17 protein-coding genes are annotated in these 15,433 nt (G+C 71.4%); 7 read left to right on the forward strand and 10 right to left on the reverse strand.

Annotated elements, in window-relative coordinates; translation table 11 throughout:
• Nucleotides 1-288: 288 nt before the first annotated feature.
• Nucleotides 289-1,428 carry a hypothetical protein gene (locus ACTOWY_RS42230; protein ID WP_441315211.1) on the reverse strand — a complete coding sequence of 380 codons (1,140 nt, stop codon included), beginning with the start codon at nt 1,426-1,428 and terminating at the stop codon, nt 289-291.
• The gene (locus ACTOWY_RS42235; protein WP_441315212.1) at nt 1,425-2,018 is read right to left on the reverse strand and encodes an RNA polymerase sigma factor; all 594 of its coding nucleotides are present in this window, start codon (nt 2,016-2,018) and stop codon (nt 1,425-1,427) included. Before ACTOWY_RS42235 ends, ACTOWY_RS42230 begins: the two co-directional genes overlap by 4 nt.
• Before the next feature lie 96 nt (nt 2,019-2,114).
• Here ACTOWY_RS42235 and disA point away from each other — a divergent pair, with 96 nt between their 5' ends.
• Entirely contained in the window at nt 2,115-3,194 is a 1,080-nt protein-coding gene (disA, locus tag ACTOWY_RS42240) for a DNA integrity scanning diadenylate cyclase DisA (RefSeq protein WP_441315213.1), read from the forward strand.
• Here disA and ACTOWY_RS42245 read toward each other — a convergent pair whose 3' ends face one another.
• Nucleotides 3,195-3,854, reverse strand: coding sequence for a hypothetical protein (locus ACTOWY_RS42245; protein ID WP_441315214.1), 660 nt, complete (start codon nt 3,852-3,854; stop codon nt 3,195-3,197).
• Nucleotides 3,855-4,092: 238 nt separating this feature from the next.
• Here ACTOWY_RS42245 and ACTOWY_RS42250 point away from each other — a divergent pair, with 238 nt between their 5' ends.
• Nucleotides 4,093-4,584, forward strand: a complete 492-nt coding sequence (locus tag ACTOWY_RS42250; RefSeq protein ID WP_185001324.1) for a beta-class carbonic anhydrase — start codon at nt 4,093-4,095, stop codon at nt 4,582-4,584.
• On the opposite strand, the gene ACTOWY_RS42255 is transcribed toward ACTOWY_RS42250, so the two are convergent.
• Nucleotides 4,581-5,999 (reverse strand): short-chain fatty acid transporter, encoded by a 1,419-nt coding sequence (locus tag ACTOWY_RS42255; RefSeq protein WP_441315215.1) that lies wholly within the window; start codon nt 5,997-5,999, stop codon nt 4,581-4,583. The genes ACTOWY_RS42250 and ACTOWY_RS42255 overlap by 4 nt on opposite strands.
• Nucleotides 6,000-6,041: 42 nt before the next feature.
• Here ACTOWY_RS42255 and ACTOWY_RS42260 point away from each other — a divergent pair, with 42 nt between their 5' ends.
• Entirely contained in the window at nt 6,042-6,929 is an 888-nt protein-coding gene (locus ACTOWY_RS42260) for an A/G-specific adenine glycosylase (protein WP_441315216.1), read from the forward strand.
• On the opposite strand, the gene ACTOWY_RS42265 is transcribed toward ACTOWY_RS42260, so the two are convergent.
• The 3 genes from ACTOWY_RS42265 to ACTOWY_RS42275 are packed head-to-tail and all read right to left on the reverse strand — an operon-like array spanning nt 6,926 to nt 8,073.
• Complete coding sequence (locus ACTOWY_RS42265; RefSeq protein WP_441315217.1) at nt 6,926-7,468, reverse strand: sensor histidine kinase; 543 nt, start codon at nt 7,466-7,468, stop codon at nt 6,926-6,928. The two genes, ACTOWY_RS42260 and ACTOWY_RS42265, sit on opposite strands and share 4 nt — an antisense overlap.
• Entirely contained in the window at nt 7,465-7,647 is a 183-nt protein-coding gene (locus ACTOWY_RS42270; RefSeq protein WP_441315218.1) for a hypothetical protein, read from the reverse strand. Before ACTOWY_RS42270 ends, ACTOWY_RS42265 begins: the two co-directional genes overlap by 4 nt.
• Before the next feature lie 54 nt (nt 7,648-7,701).
• Complete coding sequence (locus tag ACTOWY_RS42275) at nt 7,702-8,073, reverse strand: DoxX family protein (protein ID WP_441315219.1); 372 nt, start codon at nt 8,071-8,073, stop codon at nt 7,702-7,704.
• Between the two features lie 85 nt (nt 8,074-8,158).
• Here ACTOWY_RS42275 and ACTOWY_RS42280 point away from each other — a divergent pair, with 85 nt between their 5' ends.
• Nucleotides 8,159-8,686 carry a 2'-5' RNA ligase family protein gene (locus ACTOWY_RS42280; protein WP_441315220.1) on the forward strand — a complete coding sequence of 176 codons (528 nt, stop codon included), beginning with the start codon at nt 8,159-8,161 and terminating at the stop codon, nt 8,684-8,686.
• Here ACTOWY_RS42280 and ACTOWY_RS42285 read toward each other — a convergent pair.
• Nucleotides 8,683-9,453, reverse strand: a complete 771-nt coding sequence (locus ACTOWY_RS42285; protein ID WP_441315221.1) for an alpha/beta fold hydrolase — start codon at nt 9,451-9,453, stop codon at nt 8,683-8,685. The two genes, ACTOWY_RS42280 and ACTOWY_RS42285, sit on opposite strands and share 4 nt — an antisense overlap.
• 23 nt (nt 9,454-9,476) lie before the next feature.
• Between ACTOWY_RS42285 and ACTOWY_RS42290 the strand changes: the two genes are divergently transcribed.
• Entirely contained in the window at nt 9,477-9,791 is a 315-nt protein-coding gene (locus ACTOWY_RS42290; protein ID WP_441315222.1) for an antibiotic biosynthesis monooxygenase family protein, read from the forward strand.
• Nucleotides 9,766-10,599: an SIR2 family NAD-dependent protein deacylase gene (locus ACTOWY_RS42295; protein ID WP_441315223.1), complete on the forward strand. Its 834-nt coding sequence runs from the start codon at nt 9,766-9,768 to the stop codon at nt 10,597-10,599. The genes ACTOWY_RS42290 and ACTOWY_RS42295 overlap by 26 nt, the downstream gene beginning before the upstream one ends.
• On the opposite strand, the gene ACTOWY_RS42300 is transcribed toward ACTOWY_RS42295, so the two are convergent.
• Both ACTOWY_RS42300 and ACTOWY_RS42305 read right to left on the reverse strand, forming a co-directional pair.
• On the reverse strand, nt 10,596-11,663 hold the full coding sequence (locus ACTOWY_RS42300) for an endonuclease/exonuclease/phosphatase family protein (protein WP_441315224.1): 1,068 nt from the start codon (nt 11,661-11,663) through the stop codon (nt 10,596-10,598). The two genes, ACTOWY_RS42295 and ACTOWY_RS42300, sit on opposite strands and share 4 nt — an antisense overlap.
• A gap of 94 nt (nt 11,664-11,757) precedes the next feature.
• Nucleotides 11,758-14,313 carry an ATP-dependent Clp protease ATP-binding subunit gene (locus ACTOWY_RS42305; protein ID WP_441315225.1) on the reverse strand — a complete coding sequence of 852 codons (2,556 nt, stop codon included), beginning with the start codon at nt 14,311-14,313 and terminating at the stop codon, nt 11,758-11,760.
• Nucleotides 14,314-14,594: 281 nt separating this feature from the next.
• Between ACTOWY_RS42305 and ACTOWY_RS42310 the strand changes: the two genes are divergently transcribed.
• The gene (locus ACTOWY_RS42310; RefSeq protein ID WP_441315226.1) at nt 14,595-15,422 is read left to right on the forward strand and encodes a (2Fe-2S)-binding protein; all 828 of its coding nucleotides are present in this window, start codon (nt 14,595-14,597) and stop codon (nt 15,420-15,422) included.
• The last annotated feature ends 11 nt before the right edge of the window (nt 15,423-15,433 follow it).

A 15,433-nucleotide genomic window follows, 5' to 3' on the forward strand; every position in this document is an offset into this window, starting at 1 on the left:
CACGTCGCTCAGGAACTCAACGGCCGTCCACGCAAAACGCTCGGCTGGGCCACCCCAGCCGAGCGTCTGCGTGATCTACTCACCGCCTAAACCACAGCGGTGTTGCAACGACCCCTTGAAACCGCCCCGAGCGGTGTGCGGGCCCTCTTCCAGCAAGCACAGCCCGGACCCCGAATCCCGACTGGCCACAACACTTGATTTCGTGTCCACCAACTCGATGGCTGAGGAGTGAACGCGGTAACAATACCCCCTCCCCCCTGGGGTGTGTCACGCGCGGTCACCCATTGCTCACCGGGACGGCGCAATCCCCGCCTGAGCTGCGATGGCCGTGCTCACCGTGCTGTGCTCGATGGCGGTGCCCCTCGGGTAGTACGCGCTGTCCTGGCGCACCACCGTGCGCTCGCCGAGGAACCGGCCGGAGGACGGCTCGATGATGATCTCGGTGCCGGTCCGGTCGTCCTCGACGCCGAGTGAGACGCCGTGCCTGCCGCCGAGGTCCACCGCGTGGTCCTTGATCCTGATGCCGGGCAACAGGCGCAGGGCTGCATAGACCCGGTTGCGGACCTCGGTGCGCAGCCTGCCGGTGCGCAGCGCGGCGCGGGCGTTGTCCAGCGCCACGGACTCGCCGATGCCCGCCGGATCGGGCGCACGCAGTGCGGCGTAGAGCCCCTGCGGATCACTCGGCAGCGCGTTCTGCCAGCTCTGGGTGGGGTTGTGCCAGGCACCGGCGCGGTCGCGGGCGTGCACGGCCTCGGGCGGCAGGATCGGGCAGGGCGCCTGCTCGCAGCGGGTCAGCTCACCCGCCTGGCTGAATTCCCCGCGCGGGGCCCGCTTCTCGGTGACCTGGCCGGTGGGCTCCAGCGGCAGCCCGGCGGCCCGGTACCCGGCCTCGCTGACGCCCAGGGTCCACTGCCGGTTGCCGGTCAGGCGTTCCCGCCGCACCCACTCGCCGTTCTCGTCGAAGGGGATCCAGGTCTCGCGGAGGGTTTCCTCCAGGTAGCTGTAGGTCTTGCCGTCGCGGTCCCAGCTGGCGGCGTCCCAGGAGCGGGTGAGCACGTAGCGGTACTCGCCGGGGTGCAGCGGGCGGTCGCCGTCACCGGCCTTGGCGGCGGTGGCCAGCACGTCCCGGGCGTCGGCCGTCCCGCCGCCGGAGAAGGGCTGGGCCAGCAGCGCGCCGGTGCTGACCAGCGCGACCGCGGCGGCCGCCACCAGCCAGCGCCGGGCGGCACGACGCGGCCGGGCCGGAGCCGGGAGCTGGGCTGGAGCGGGAGTCTGGGCCGGGATCGCGGTCGGAGCCGGGGTCTGGGCCGCGGTCAGCAGCCGGGAGCGGGCGGCGGCCAGGGCTTCCGGGGCCGGGGACACCTCCGGGCGCAGCCGGTCCAGGGCGGCGTCGAGTTCGTCCTCGCCGCACAGGCGGTGCTCGGTCATCGGGTGTCCTCCTCGCTGGGGTTGGTGGTCTGGGCGCGCAGGCCGCGGCGGACCCGGTGCAGCCGGGAGCGCACGGTGCCGACCGGGATGTCCAGGGCGTGGGCCACCTCGGTGGAGTCCAGGCCCGCCCAGGAGGTCAGCAGCAGCACGTCCCGGTCGCCGGGGGCCAGTCCGGCCAGTGCCGCGGCCAGGCCGCGGGTGGCGGTCTCGGCGTCCACCCTGGCCGCGACGCGCCCGTCGTGACCGTCCTCCTGCGATCGGTCGGCGCCTGCCGCGCGGGCGGTGGCCTGGTAGCCGCGGACCTCGGCGCGCAGGTGGCCGCGCAGCAGGTTGGTGGCGATCCCGTACAGCCAGGAACGCACCGCGGCGCGGGCCGGGTCGTAGCTGTGCCGCCGTTGCAGCGCGACCAGGAAGGTCTCGCTGACCAGGTCATCGGCCGCGGTGGCGCCCACCCGGCGGGCCAGGTAGCGGTGCAGCGCGGCGGCGTGCGCGTCGAACAGGCGCCCGAACACCGCGGCCGGTTGCGGGCACGACAGGTCGGGGTGCTCGGCCTCGGCAGGGGGCGGCGCCCCGGCCCGGCGTTCGGTCATCGTCCTCACAACCTGTGTTGTCCGCCGGAGGTCGAGGCGTTCACGCGTTCGTGGCCGAACGTAGACTCCGGTGTCGGATCGGGCAGGAGGGGCATCGTGAGCGAGCGGACGCAGTCGGAGCTGGTGCGGGCTACCCTGGCCCGGCTCGCGCCCGGCACGGCGCTGCGGGACGGCCTGGAGCGGATCCTGCGCGGCCGCACCGGCGGGCTGATCGTGCTCGGCCACGACGAGGCGGTGGAGTCCATCTGCGACGGTGGCTTCCGGCTGGACGTGGAGTTCAGCGCCACCCGGTTACGCGAGCTGTCCAAAATGGACGGCGCGCTGGTGCTCTCCACCGACGCGGGCAAGATCCTGCGGGCCAACGTGCAGCTGGTGCCGGATCCGACCATCCCGACCGAGGAGTCCGGCACCCGGCACCGCACCGCCGAGCGCACCGCGATCCAGACCGGACACCCGGTGGTCTCGGTCAGCCAGTCGATGAGCATCGTCAGCGTGTACGTGGACGGGCGCAGGCACGTGCTGACCGATTCGGCCACCATCCTGTCGCGAGCGAACCAGGCGCTGTCCACTTTGGAGCGGTACAAGGCCCGCCTTGACGAGGTGGCGCAGGCGCTGTCCGCGCTGGAGATCGAGGACTTCGTCACGCTCAAGGACGCGATGACCGTGGTGCAGCGGCTGGAGATGGTGCAGCGCATCGCGGACGAGATCGGCTGGCACGTGGTCGAGCTGGGCGCGGACGGCCGGTTGATCGAGCTGCAGCTCGACGAGCTGGTCGGCGGGGTCGAGCTGGACCGCGAGCTGGTGATCATGGACTACCTGGTGGAGGAGCCGGGCGCGCCGAGCACCGGTGCGGTGGTGGCCGCGCTGGACGCGCTGGACGGCACCGAACTGCTGAACGTGGCCGCGATCGCGGCCGCCTTCGGCTTCCCGGCCGGACCGGAGTCGCTGGACGGCCAGGTCAGCCCGCGCGGGTACCGGCTGCTGGCCAGGGTGCCGCGGCTGCCCGCGCCGGTGCAGCACCGGCTGGTGGAGCACTTCGGCTCGCTGCAGGCACTGCTCGCGGCCACCGCGGACGACCTGCAGACCGTGGACGGGGTCGGCGACACCAGGGCCCGGATGGTCCGCGAGGGACTGTCCCGGCTGGCCGAATCCTCGATCGTGGACCGCTACGGCTGATCAGCGCAGCCGGAACGGAGCCGGTGGGCTGGCCAGGTCGTCGACCTTGGCCACCACGGTGTACTCCCCGGCGAGCACGGCCTTGCGCTTGCCAGCGCAGGTCGGCGCCGAGGTGCGGCCGTGCCAGGCCAGCCGGAACACGGCCATGCCGCCGGGTTCCAGGGTGCGCAGATCCGGGTTGCGGCCGGGGTAGCAGTCGTTGCTGGACCACAGCCGGGCGCCGTCCAGGCCGAAGACCAGGATCTCCTGCACCCGGGGATCCAGTTCGCGGGTGCACGGCACCGGGCCGGTGTTGGTCACCACCAGCCGGAACTCCGGCCGCTGACCCACCCGGTACTCGGGCGCGCCGACCTCGGCGGTGACCTTGGTGACCTGGTTCGGGCAGGGCTGCGGCGGCCCAGGGGGCGGCGGTGGTGGGGGTGGTGGCGGAGGCTGGTCAGGGGGCGGACCAGGGTTGCTCGGCGGCGGCAGCGCCGAGGGACTGCCCGGCGCACTCGTGCCGGTCGCGGCCAGGCTGCGCGCGGCCGCGGCGGCCCGCAGCTCGGCCAGCTCGCGTTCGGTGTCCTCGCTCCCGCCGAAGGCCAGGCCGACCGCCCACACTCCGAGGAGTAAGACCAGCACGAACGCGCCAAGGGCTACCGCGCGCCGGCGCCAGTACACCGACGGCGGGTGAGGTCCCACCGGATCCAGCACATGCAGACGGTAACGCCCCGGTTGCTCCGAATGACGTAATTGGCCGTTGGACCGTTCGGGCGTGTTGCGTGCGCAACCAAGAGTGGACCGGACGCGTGAGTTTCCTCAAACGAGTCTTGCCCTGTTCACATCCTCGGGTTCTCATCAAGGGAGTAGGGCAACCCCCTCAGACACCCGGATGCTGTCGTGCCTTGAGGAGTGTGTCATGACCGCGATCGACGAACTGCTCCAGCGCAACGCCGTCGCAGGCGAACTGGGCCACCCGGAGATCCCCTCTCCGAAGCCCTCCCTGCACCTGGCGATCGTCACCTGTATGGATGCCCGGATCAAGGTGTTCGACGTGTTCGGCCTCCGGCACGGCGAGGCGCACATCCTGCGCAACGCCGGTGGCGTGGTCACCGACGACATGATCCGCTCGCTGACGATCTCCCAGCGCAAGCTGGAGACCCAGGAGATCATCGTCATGCAGCACACCAGCTGCGGCCTGGCGACCTTCACCGAGGACGATTTCAAGGACGAGCTGGAACGCACGACCGGCCTGCGCCCGCCGTGGGCCCTGGAGGCCTTCCGCGAGGTCAAGGACAGCGTCCGGCAGTCCGTGCAGCGAGTGCGGCGCAGCCCCTTCCTGCTGCACACCGACCAGGTCCGCGGCTTCGTCTACGACGTCTCCACCGCGCTGTTGCACGAGGTCATCTAGGGGAAGGACAAGGTCCGCGCGAACAGGGTCACCACGATGAGCACGGTCGGGAAGCAGACCAGGAACATCGCGAAGGTGTAGCCCATGATGTCGCGGGCCTTGAGTCCGAGCACGGCCAGCGTCGGCAGCATCCAGAACGGCTGGAGCAGGTTGGCGCTGGCCTCCCCCAGGTCGTAGACCACCACCATCCAGCCCTGGTGCACCTGGAGCTGGTTGGCCGCGTCCAGCACGTACGGGGCCTCGATCACCCACTTGCTGCCGCCGCTGGGCACGAACACGCCCAGCACGCAGGAGTAGATGGCGATCAGCGCCGGGTAGAGCACCGGGTTGGAGATGTCCACCAGCCAGCCTGCGATGGTGGCGGACAGACCGGTGAAGGCGATCATGCCGAAGATGCCGCCGTAGAGCGGGAACTGCAGCAGCACCCCGGCCGCGGCCGGCGCGCCCGCGCGCACCGCGGCGACCAGCCGGTACGGCCGCCAGTGCAGGATCAGCGCGAGCAGCAGCAGGATCAGGTTGATGGTGTTGAGGTCCAGCGCGTTGAGCGGGCTGCCGGTGGCGTTGACGAAGTGCCGCACCAGGTACCAGGCGCCGATGGCGAAGATCAGCACCGAGAACACCGGGCTGCGCTCCAGCCAGTCCCCCGGTCTGCCCTTGGGCTCGGCCTCGGCCGGGGCGAGCAGCGGTTTCAGTTCGATGCCCAGGTCGGCGGCGGTCTTGGCGCGCTCACCGGAGGGCGCGATCAGCGCGGCGGTGATAACCGCGACCACGAACACGATCAGCGTGGCCACGATGCCCTGCCACAGGAAGATGGTGTCGGTGAGCGGGATCAGCCCGGTGCCGCGCCCGGCCTTGATCACCTCCTGCACCGCCTTGGGGCTGGACTCGGCGCTGGCCACCTGCAGCGCGGCCGAGCCGGACAGGCCCTGCGCCCACACCGTGCCCAGGCCGAGGAAGGCCATCGCGCCCAGCGCCCGGTAGTCCACCCCGCGCACCAGCCGGGCGATCTCCTTGGCCAGGATCGCGGCGAAGATCAGGCTGAACGCCCAGTTCAGGTACGAGGTGATCATCGAGGCCGCGGCGGTGAAGGTGATCGCCGCCCGCGGCGTCTTCGGGATGGTGGCCAGCCAGGCGATCACCCTGGCCACCGGCCGGGCGGTGGCCAGCGCGTACCCGCCGATGATGATCATCGCCATCTGCAGGGTGAAGGTGACCAGGCTCCAGACGCCCTTGCCCCAGCCGTCGATCAGCGCGGTCGGCGACTGACCGGTGGCCAGGCCCAGCAGCAGCACGATGATCGTGCCCACGAGCACGAAGCCGAAGGCGTCCGGCAGCCAGCGTTCGGTGAACGCGGTGAACCGCAACGCGATCCTGGCCAGCAGGTTGTCCGAGGGTGGGGCAGAGCGGGTGGCCATGTTTCCTCCGCGTCCGGGGCAGGTGCGAGGATTGTGCACGCTATGGCGACTGTTTCTTCCCTGGATCCCGGGGCCGTGCTCGGCTGGTTCGACCGGGTCGCCCGCGACCTGCCCTGGCGGGACCCCGACCGCACCGGCTGGGGTGTGCTGGTCAGCGAGGTCATGCTGCAACAGACCCCGGTGGCCAGGGTGGAGCCGATCTGGCTGGACTGGATGGCGCGCTGGCCGGTGCCCTCGGCGCTGGCCGCGGCCGGTCAGGGCGAGGTGCTGCGGGCCTGGGGCAAGCTGGGCTACCCGCGCCGGGCGCTGCGGCTGCACGCCGCGGCCACCGCGATCGCGGCCGAGCACGGCGATGTGGTGCCCTCGGACGTGGACACCCTGCTGGGCCTGCCCGGGATCGGCGCGTACACCGCGCGGGCGGTGGCCGCCTTCGCCTACGGGCAGCGCGCCCCGGTGGTGGACACCAACGTGCGCCGGGTGGTGGCCCGCGCGGTGCACGGGGCCGCGGACGCCGGACCACCTTCGACCACCAGGGACCTGGCCGATGTCGAGGTGCTGCTGCCGCGCGAACCCGCGCGGGCGGCCCGGTACTCGGCGGCGCTGATGGAACTGGGCGCGGTGGTGTGCGTGGCCAGGACCCCGCGCTGCGCGGCCTGCCCGGTCTACGCCGACTGCGCCTGGCAGCGGGCCGGGCGACCGGCCTACGCGGGTCCGGCCAAGGTGGTACAGAAGTTCGCCGGCACCGACCGGCAGGTGCGCGGGCGGCTGCTGGACGTGCTGCGTGGCGCGCCGGGGCCGGTGTCCAGGGCGGCGCTGGACGCGGCCTGGGACGAGTCAGGGCAACGGGACCGGTGCCTGCACTCGCTGCTGGTGGACGGCCTGGTCGAGCAGACCGACAACGGCCTGTTCGCGCTACCTGGCGAGGGCTAGAAACGCACGTCCACGGTCAGGCCGCCGTCCGGGTTCGGGCTGGCGGTGATCGTGCCGTGGTGCGCGGTGACCACCGCCCGCGCGATGGTCAGGCCCAGGCCGTGCCCGGCAGGCCTGGTACGCCCGGCGGAGCGGACGAACGGCTCGAACAGCCGCCCGGTCAGCTCGGCCGGGATCAGCGGGCCGGTGTTGGTCACGGTGAGCCTGCCGTCGGCCACCGTGACGCTGGCCCGGCCGCCGGGGTCCAGGTTGGCCAGGGCCTGTGCGGTGACCACGGCCAGGTCGGTGGGCACCGGGTTGGTCAGGCCGTGCCCGGCGCGGGCCAGGTCGAGCAGCGCGTCCACCAGTTCGGCGCCGCGCTCGTTCACGGTGCGCAGCTCCGGCAGGTCGCAGCGCTCCGGGTGTGCGGCGGCGACCTCCAGCAGGGTGCGGCCGGTGGCCAGCGGGGTGCGCAGCTCGTGCGCGACGTTGGCGGCGAAGCGGCGCTGCGCGGTGGCGGTGCCCGCGTAGAGCAGCGTGATCCGGGTGCGGATGGTCATGGCCGGACCCCGTCCGCGTCCAGGACCGGCGAACACCGGTCCTGGGCGCGGCACCGCGGAGCGCGGACCCTGGCCACCAGCTCGGGGAAGCGGAACGGCCTGGCCAGGTAGTCGTCAGCGCCCAGGTTGAAGCCGCCGACGGTGTCGGCGAGTGCGTCCTCGGCCCTCGGAACCCGCATGGCCCCAAGGGTCGCCGACCGGGTGTTTCCGCAGCGTCTCCGGCCGGGGCGGGGTCAGAGCGGGTACGGGCCGAACCGTCCCCAGGCGATGACCACGGCCAGCACCAGGAACACCGCCGAGGGCGCGAGCTGGCCGAACTCCTTGCGCCGGACGTGCGTGAGCACCGCGCCCAGCATGGTGATGGCCAGTCCGGTGGCGGCTACCGGCACCAGGATCGGCGCGATGCCGGTGACCGCGGGCAGGATCAGGCCGAGTGCGCCGAGCACCTCCACGGCGCCGATGCCCCGGAAGGCCGGGTCGGAGTAGGACTCCGCCCAGGACATCTTGTCGAGTAGCTTCTCGCGGCCCTGGCTGAGCTTGGCCGCGCCGGCGCCGAGCATGGCGGCGGCGAGCACGATCTGCAGGATCCACAGCACGGTGTTCATGACGGCTCCAGGTGGGCCAGATGGAATGTGCCGCGATCAGTGTGCTCCGATTTTCCTAGTAGGTCACGTGCGGCACGATGCGCGAGTGGCTGACGCTCTGGAGATGTTCTTCGACCCCGAGGCCGACACCGCGGTGCGCGGGCTGTGGCGCAGGCTGGAGCAGGCCGGGGCGCCCAGCCTGGCCACCTTGACCCACCGGCGGCACCAGCCGCACGTCTCGCTGGCGGTGGCCGCGCAGATCCCGGCCAGGGCCAGGGCGGAACTGCGCGCGGACCTGGCGCTACTGTCCATGCCCGGCCTCTGGCTGCACAATGTCGGGGCCTTCGCCACCAGCGAGAACGTGCTGATGCTGGCCGCGGTGGTGGACGCCGAACTGCTCGCGGTGCACTCGGCCGTGCACGATGTGCTGGCCGGACGGGTCAAGCACCCCTCGGCCTACTACCTGCCTGGGTCCTGGGTGCCGCACTGCACGCTCGCGCAGGGCGTGACCGGGGCCGAGCTGGCCGCCGGATTCACCGCGCTGCACCCGTACGAGCCGATCCGGGCGAACGTGGCCGCGATCGGTGTGGTGGACACCCGCACCGGCGAGGCCGACGAACTGTGGTCCGCCTAGCGGCCCAGCACCTCGCTGACAAAAGCCTCCACCGCGCCCCGGTACAGCTCGGGGGCCTCGTAGTGCACGACGTGCCCTGCCCCCTCGGCCAGGAAGTAGCGGCCGTCCTGGGCCCGCCGGGCCACCTCGGCGATCTGGCCGGGTGGCATGCCCGAGTACCCGGCCTCGATGGCCAGCAGCGGGCAGCGCACCGCCTCGACGAAGGACCAGTACTCACGCTCGCCCCATTCCGCGGCGATCTCGTAGAGGTCCGCCAGATCGGCGGTGAGCCGGTAGCCGTCCGGGGTCTCCTCGAAGCACTCGATGAAGTAGTCGCCGACATCGGTCCGGTCCGCGCCGAAGAACTCACGCACCGCGGCCAGTGACTGGAACGGCATCGGCCAGGCCGCGAACCAGTCCCGCCAGTCCTCGACACTTTTGCCGCGCTGGTCCGGGGCCATGTCCTCGGAGACCACCGCCCGCACCAGCTCGGGATGCCGGGCGGCCAGCGCCCAGGCGTGCAGGCCGCCCATGGAGTGGCCGATCACGATCGCGGGCCCCAGCTCCAGCTGCCGGATCCGTTCGGCCGCGTCGTCGGCGAAGGTCTCGGTGCGCCAGGGCTTGTCCCTGGTGGCGCGGCCGTGCGCGCGGGCGTCCAAGCCCACCACCCGGCCGTAGCGGCGCAGCCACTGGGCGGTGGACCACCAGGTGCTGGCCCGGCCCATCAGCCCGTGCAGCAACAGGATTCCCGGTCCCTCGCCACCGAAGTCGAGCACGCCGTCACGCATGCCGGTCAGGCTAGGCTGGCCGCATGGCCGTTGTGAAGATCAATGCGATCGAGGTACCCGATGGCTCCGGCGCGGAGCTGGAGAAGCGGTTCGCCGCGCGTCTGGGCGCGGTGGAGGGCGAGCCGGGTTTCCTCGGTTTTGAGATGCTCCGCCCGAAGGCGGGCGAGCAGCGCTACTTCATCTACACCCGCTGGGAGACCGAAGAGCACTTCCAGGCATGGATGAACGGTTCGGCCAAGGCCGCGCACTCCGGTGAGCGGGCCAAGCCGGTCGGCACCGGGTCCAGCCTGCTGGAGTTCGAGGTCGTGCTCAGTGCCGGACCTCGCGTCCAGGACTGATCTCACCCGCGCCGCGGAGCTGCTGCGCGGCGCGGACGCGCTGCTGGTGTGCGCGGGCGCGGGCATGGGCGTGGACAGCGGCCTGCCGGACTTCCGCGGTGACGCGGGCTTCTGGCGGGCCTATCCGCCGTATGCGGCACTCGGCCTGCGCTTCGAGGAGCTGGCCGACCCGGTGCACTTCGCCGAGGATCCGGCGCTGGCCTGGGGTTTCTACGGGCACCGGATCGCGCTGTACCGGGCGACCGTGCCGCATGCCGGGTTCGCCCTGCTGCGCAAGTGGGGTGAGTCCCGGCCGCGCGGGCAGTGGGTGTTCACCTCCAACGTGGACGGCCAGTTCCAGCTGGCCGGTTTTGACCGGGTGGCCGAATGCCACGGCTCGATCCACTGGCTGCAGTGCGCGGGCGGCTGCTCGGATGACATCTGGCCGGCCGCGGACCTCCAGGTCGAGGTCGACCCGGACACCATGCGGGCCGTCGGCGAACTGCCGGGCTGTCCCGGCTGCGGCGGACTGGCCCGGCCGAACATCCTGATGTTCGGCGACTACGACTGGGCCGGGCGGCGCAGCCAGGCCCAGCTGGCGGACTACACCCGCTGGCGGCGGGAACTGCGCGGGGCGAACCTGGTGGTGGTCGAGATCGGCGCCGGTCAGGCCGTGCCCACCGTGCGACGGCAGGCCGAACTGGCCAGCGCGGCGGGCGGCGGACTGATCCGGATCAACCCGCGGGAGCCACAACTCCGGCACGGGCGCGGCATCGCCCTGCCGCTGACCTGCCTGGACGCCCTGCAACAGCTGGATGAGCTGATCTAGGGACCCGCGCTGGGCACGGTGAGGGTGGCCAGGATCGCGCGGTGGTCGCTGCCCGGGATCTCGAAGACGTCGAAGCGGTCCACCGGGCAGCGCTGGTCCACCAGCACGTGGTCCAGGGTCACCGGCGGCGGGATCAGCCCGGCGCCGACCCCCGGCCAGGTCGGGGTGAGTCCGGCGCCCGCCTGGTCGGCGGCGTCCAGGTAGCCCTGGCCGAGCAGGCGGCGCAGCGGCGAGTGGTCAAGGGTGGCGTTGAAGTCCCCGGCCAGCACCCGGGCCGGGCCCTCGGTGCGGGGTTCGGGCAGCGTGCCCAGATCCCGCAGCCACGGGTCAGCGCCCTCGGGGCCGACCGGGATGCGCGGGTGCACCGCCATGATCTCCAGGCTGCGCGGGCCGGGCAGGTTGACCAGCGCGGCGGGCTGGGCGAACGCGCCGGGCGCCGGCGGGCGGCCGAGCACGATCCGGGACAACGGGTGCCGGGAGGCGATGCCGGTGCCCGCGGCCCCGGCGGCCGGTTCCAGCACCCGGAACGGCAACTCCTGGTCAAGCCCGGCCTGTGCCAGCGCGGTCACCGACTCCGGGGTGAGTTCCTGCAGGCTGAGCACGTCGGCCTTGGTGTTGCGCACCAGGTTCACCACGAACGCCGGATCGGCCCGGCCGAAGAGCAGGTTCACCGACAGCACCCGGACCTGCGCGCCGACCGCGATCGGCCGCGCCTTCACGAACGCCCTCGGCAGCACGATGAAGGCCAGCAGCACCGTGCACAGCACCAGCACGATGGCCAGCAGCCAGCGCCGGAACAGCAGCGTGAGCACCGCGAGCAGGGCCGCGGCCGGCAGCGCGTACGGGGTCAGCGCGATCGCGGCGGCCGCGTGCTTCTGCTGGTCGAAGCCGGCCGCGCGCAACCCGGTGAGCGCGATGACCGGCAGGGCCAGCAGCAACAGCGTCACCCCGGCGAACTTCCCGCCACGCCGCCGCCGCTTGGGTTCCGCCGGTTCCGGCGGCCGGGGCGGTGCGGGCCGACGCGTCAGCGGCGTCGTGTCTGCCTCGATCCGCGGATAGCTCACCCCACCAGAGTGCCTGATCATCCGCGCGGGGGTCGGCACACGCGAAAAGGGCAGGACACCAGTGGTGCCCTGCCCTTCTGCTCGTGCGCTCGGATCAGCCGTTGGTGCCGGTGCCCGACTCGGGCTCGTCACCGCCGGCCGGACCGGCCAGGTCGACGGGCGGCGCGTCCGGCACGCGGGTCGGCTTGGCCTCACCGCGGAAGGTGAACTTCACCTTGTCGTCCGGACCCTCGCCGTCCCAGCCCTCGACATCGCAGATGATGATCTGCCCAGGCTGGATCTCGCCGAAGAGGATCTTCTCCGAGAGCTGGTCCTCGATCTCCCGCTGGATCGTCCGGCGCAGCGGCCGCGCGCCCAGCACCGGGTCGAACCCGCGCTTGGCCAGCAGCTTCTTCGCGTTCGGGGTCAGCTCCAGCGACATGTCCTTGTTGCGGAGCTGGGTTTCCACCCGGTTGATCATCAGGTCGACCATGCGGATGATCTGTTCCTCGGTGAGCTGGTGGAAGACGATGATGTCGTCGATCCGGTTGAGGAACTCGGGGCGGAAGTGCTTCTTCAGCTCGTCGTTGACCTTCTGCTTCATCCGGTCGTAGTTCGACCCTTCACCGACCTTCGCGGTGAAGCCGAGGCCGACGGCCTTGGAGATGTCCTGGGTGCCGAGGTTCGAGGTGAAGATGATCACGGTGTTCTTGAAGTCCACCGTGCGGCCCTGACCATCGGTCAGGCGGCCGTCCTCGAGCACCTGGAGCAGCGTGTTGTAGACCTCCTGGTGCGCCTTCTCGATCTCGTCGAAGAGCACCACGGAGAACGGCTTGCGCCGCACCTTCTCGGTGAGCTGACCGCCCTCCTCGTAGCCGACGTACCCGGGGGGCGCGCCGAAGAGCCGCGAGGCGGTGTAGCGGTCGTGGAACTCGCCCATGTCGATCTGGATGAGCGCGTCGTCCTCGCCGAAGAGGAACTCGGCCAGCGCCTTGGACAGCTCGGTCTTACCCACACCGGACGGGCCGGCGAAGATGAACGAGCCGGAGGGGCGCTTCGGGTCCTTCAGACCGGCGCGGGTACGGCGGATCGCCTGCGAGACGGACTTGACCGCCTCGAACTGGCCGATGATCCGCTTGTGCAGCTCGTCTTCCATCCGGAGCAGACGCGAGGTCTCCTCCTCGGTGAGCTTGAAGACGGGGATGCCGGTCCAGTTCGCCAGCACTTCGGCGATCTGCTCCTCGTCGACCTCGGCGACGACGTCGAGGTCACCGGCCTTCCACTGCTTCTCCCGCTCGGCCTTCTGGCCCAGCAGCTGCTTCTCCGCGTCCCGGAGCTTGGCCGCGCGCTCGAAGTCCTGCGCGTCGATCGCGGATTCCTTGTCCCGGCGGACGTCGGCGATCTTCTCGTCGAACTCGCGCAGGTCCGGCGGCGCGGTCATCCGGCGGATGCGCATCCGGGCGCCGGCCTCGTCGATCAGGTCGATCGCCTTGTCCGGCAGGAAGCGGTCGTTGATGTACCGGTCGGCCAGGGTGGCGGCGGCGACCAGCGCGGAGTCGGTGATCGAGACCCGGTGGTGCGCCTCGTACCGGTCGCGGAGACCCTTGAGGATCTCGATGGTGTGCTCGAGCGAGGGCTCGCCGACCTGGATCGGCTGGAAGCGGCGCTCCAGCGCGGGGTCCTTCTCGACGTGCTTGCGGTACTCGTCCAGCGTGGTGGCGCCGATGGTCTGCAGCTCACCTCGGGCGAGCATCGGCTTGAGGATGCTGGCGGCGTCGATCGCGCCCTCCGCGGCGCCCGCACCGACCAGGGTGTGGATCTCGTCGATGAACAGGATGATGTCGCCGCGGGTGCGGATCTCCTTGAGCACCTTCTTCAAGCGCTCCTCGAAGTCACCGCGGTAGCGGGAACCGGCCACCAGCGAGCCGAGGTCGAGGGTGTAGAGCTGCTTGTCCTTGAGCGTCTCGGGCACCTCGCCCTTGACGATCCGCTGGGCAAGGCCCTCCACGACCGCGGTCTTGCCGACGCCGGGCTCACCGATGAGCACCGGGTTGTTCTTGGTGCGCCGGGACAGCACCTGCATGACCCGCTCGATCTCCTTCTCGCGCCCGATGACCGGGTCGAGCTTGCCCTCGCGGGCGGAGGAGGTGAGATTGCGGCCGAACTGGTCGAGCACCAGCGAGGAGGAGGGAGTGCCCTCGCCCCTGCCACCGGACTCGGCGGGTTCCTTGCCCTGGTAGCCGGAGAGCAGCTGCAGCACCTGCTGCCGCACCCGGTTCAGGTCGGCGCCCAGCTTCACCAGGACCTGGGCGGCCACGCCCTCGCCCTCGCGGATCAGGCCGAGCAGGATGTGCTCGGTGCCAATGTAGTTGTGGCCGAGCTGGAGAGCCTCCCGCAGGGACAGCTCGAGGACCTTCTTCGCCCTCGGCGTGAACGGGATGTGCCCGCTCGGCGCCTGCTGGCCCTGACCGATGATTTCTTCGACCTGCTGGCGCACGCCCTCAAGGGCGATGCCCAGCGACTCCAGCGCCTTGGCGGCGACACCCTCACCTTCGTGGATCAAGCCCAGAAGGATGTGCTCGGTGCCAATGTAGTTGTGGTTCAACATCCTGGCTTCCTCCTGGGCCAGGACAACCACCCGCCTCGCGCGGTCGGTAAACCTTTCGAACATTCGCACTCCCTGACTGCTGCGCCGGCGGCCCTCGACCCCGCGTCTCACTCCCGGGTCGGCACCGTAGGGCCACTCTAGTCGGCCCGACTTCTTCCTTCTGTTCTCACACTCTCGCTACTGACCGACACAACGAGTGTGAGGTGGACACAATTCCACCGGATCGGCGGTGTCCGCTAAGCGCGAACAAACCACCTCCCGGCGACGAGATCACCCCGATGGCGCAATACGCGCTTACCCTAGGTTAGGTTAGGCAAGCCTGACCAACAACCGAGGAGCCGTGCGTGACCGTCCGTCTGGCGCGCAGCGCCCTGGCCGACTCGCTGGCCAGTGCCGACACCTCGCGCGGGCACGTGACCGTGCGCTTCGGGACCCCCGACGACTCCTGGCGGAACTGCGCCGAACTGCTGGCCGATCCGGCCCGCTTCGACCTCTGGCGCAAGGACCTCGCCGAATGGCTCAACGAACGGCACGACGGAAATATTCCGGACCGCACCACCGCCGGGTACGTGCTGGCCTGGTACCTGCAGATCCCGGCCTACCTGGGCGCGATCCTGTTCCACACCGCGCGCCGGGTGCCCTGGCTGCGGCCTGCCGATCTTGCTTTCCGCCTTTCGGGTGATCGTCGGCACCCCGATGGGATCGCGCTGCTTTCTGCCGGTTTCGTCTGCCTGCCGGACGACCCGGCGGCAGGCACGCCGGAGGCCACCGTGGTCAGGGACGAGGCCGCGCTGGCCGGGGTGCTGCGGGCGCGCTACGCCGGGCACGCCCGCGAGTTCGTCGCCGCCTACGGCCCGACCGTCCGGCTGGGCAGGCACATGCTCTGGGGCGCGGCCACCGACGCGCTGGACAGCGCGCTGTGGAACACCGGCCGGATGTTCGGCGACGAGGGCGCCGGGGTGGCCCAGGCCGCGCTGGTGCTGCCGGCGCGGATCGAACCGTTCACCTCGGCCTCCCGGCTGTACCCGGTGCACGGCGAGGGCCGGACGGTGTGGACCCGGCGCCGGGAGAGCTGCTGCTTCCACTTCGCCCTCGACGGTGGCACCGCCTGCGTGACCTGCCCTCGGGTGTCCGCGGCCGAGCGGGAAAAGCGGGTGCTGGCGCAGCCCTGACCCGGTTGACT

This window comes from Crossiella sp. CA198, assembly GCF_052078295.1.
In the GTDB taxonomy this organism is placed as follows: domain Bacteria; phylum Actinomycetota; class Actinomycetes; order Mycobacteriales; family Pseudonocardiaceae; genus Crossiella.

Bases quoted from the DNA above. Each gene is read 5' to 3' on its own strand.
- ACTOWY_RS42230 (WP_441315211.1), bottom strand. From the start codon at position 1,428: ATGACCGAGCACCGCCTGTGCGGCGAGGACGAACTCGACGCCGCCCTG.
- ACTOWY_RS42235 (WP_441315212.1), bottom strand. From the start codon at position 2,018: ATGACCGAACGCCGGGCCGGGGCGCCGCCCCCTGCCGAGGCCGAGCAC.
- ACTOWY_RS42250 (WP_185001324.1), top strand. From the start codon at position 4,093: ATGACCGCGATCGACGAACTGCTCCAGCGCAACGCCGTCGCAGGCGAA.
- ACTOWY_RS42255 (WP_441315215.1), bottom strand. From the start codon at position 5,999: ATGGCCACCCGCTCTGCCCCACCCTCGGACAACCTGCTGGCCAGGATC.
- ACTOWY_RS42260 (WP_441315216.1), top strand. From the start codon at position 6,042: ATGGCGACTGTTTCTTCCCTGGATCCCGGGGCCGTGCTCGGCTGGTTC.
- ACTOWY_RS42265 (WP_441315217.1), bottom strand. From the start codon at position 7,468: ATGACCATCCGCACCCGGATCACGCTGCTCTACGCGGGCACCGCCACC.
- ACTOWY_RS42270 (WP_441315218.1), bottom strand. From the start codon at position 7,647: ATGCGGGTTCCGAGGGCCGAGGACGCACTCGCCGACACCGTCGGCGGC.
- ACTOWY_RS42275 (WP_441315219.1), bottom strand. From the start codon at position 8,073: ATGAACACCGTGCTGTGGATCCTGCAGATCGTGCTCGCCGCCGCCATG.
- ACTOWY_RS42285 (WP_441315221.1), bottom strand. From the start codon at position 9,453: ATGCGTGACGGCGTGCTCGACTTCGGTGGCGAGGGACCGGGAATCCTG.
- ACTOWY_RS42290 (WP_441315222.1), top strand. From the start codon at position 9,477: ATGGCCGTTGTGAAGATCAATGCGATCGAGGTACCCGATGGCTCCGGC.
- ACTOWY_RS42305 (WP_441315225.1), bottom strand. From the start codon at position 14,313: ATGTTCGAAAGGTTTACCGACCGCGCGAGGCGGGTGGTTGTCCTGGCC.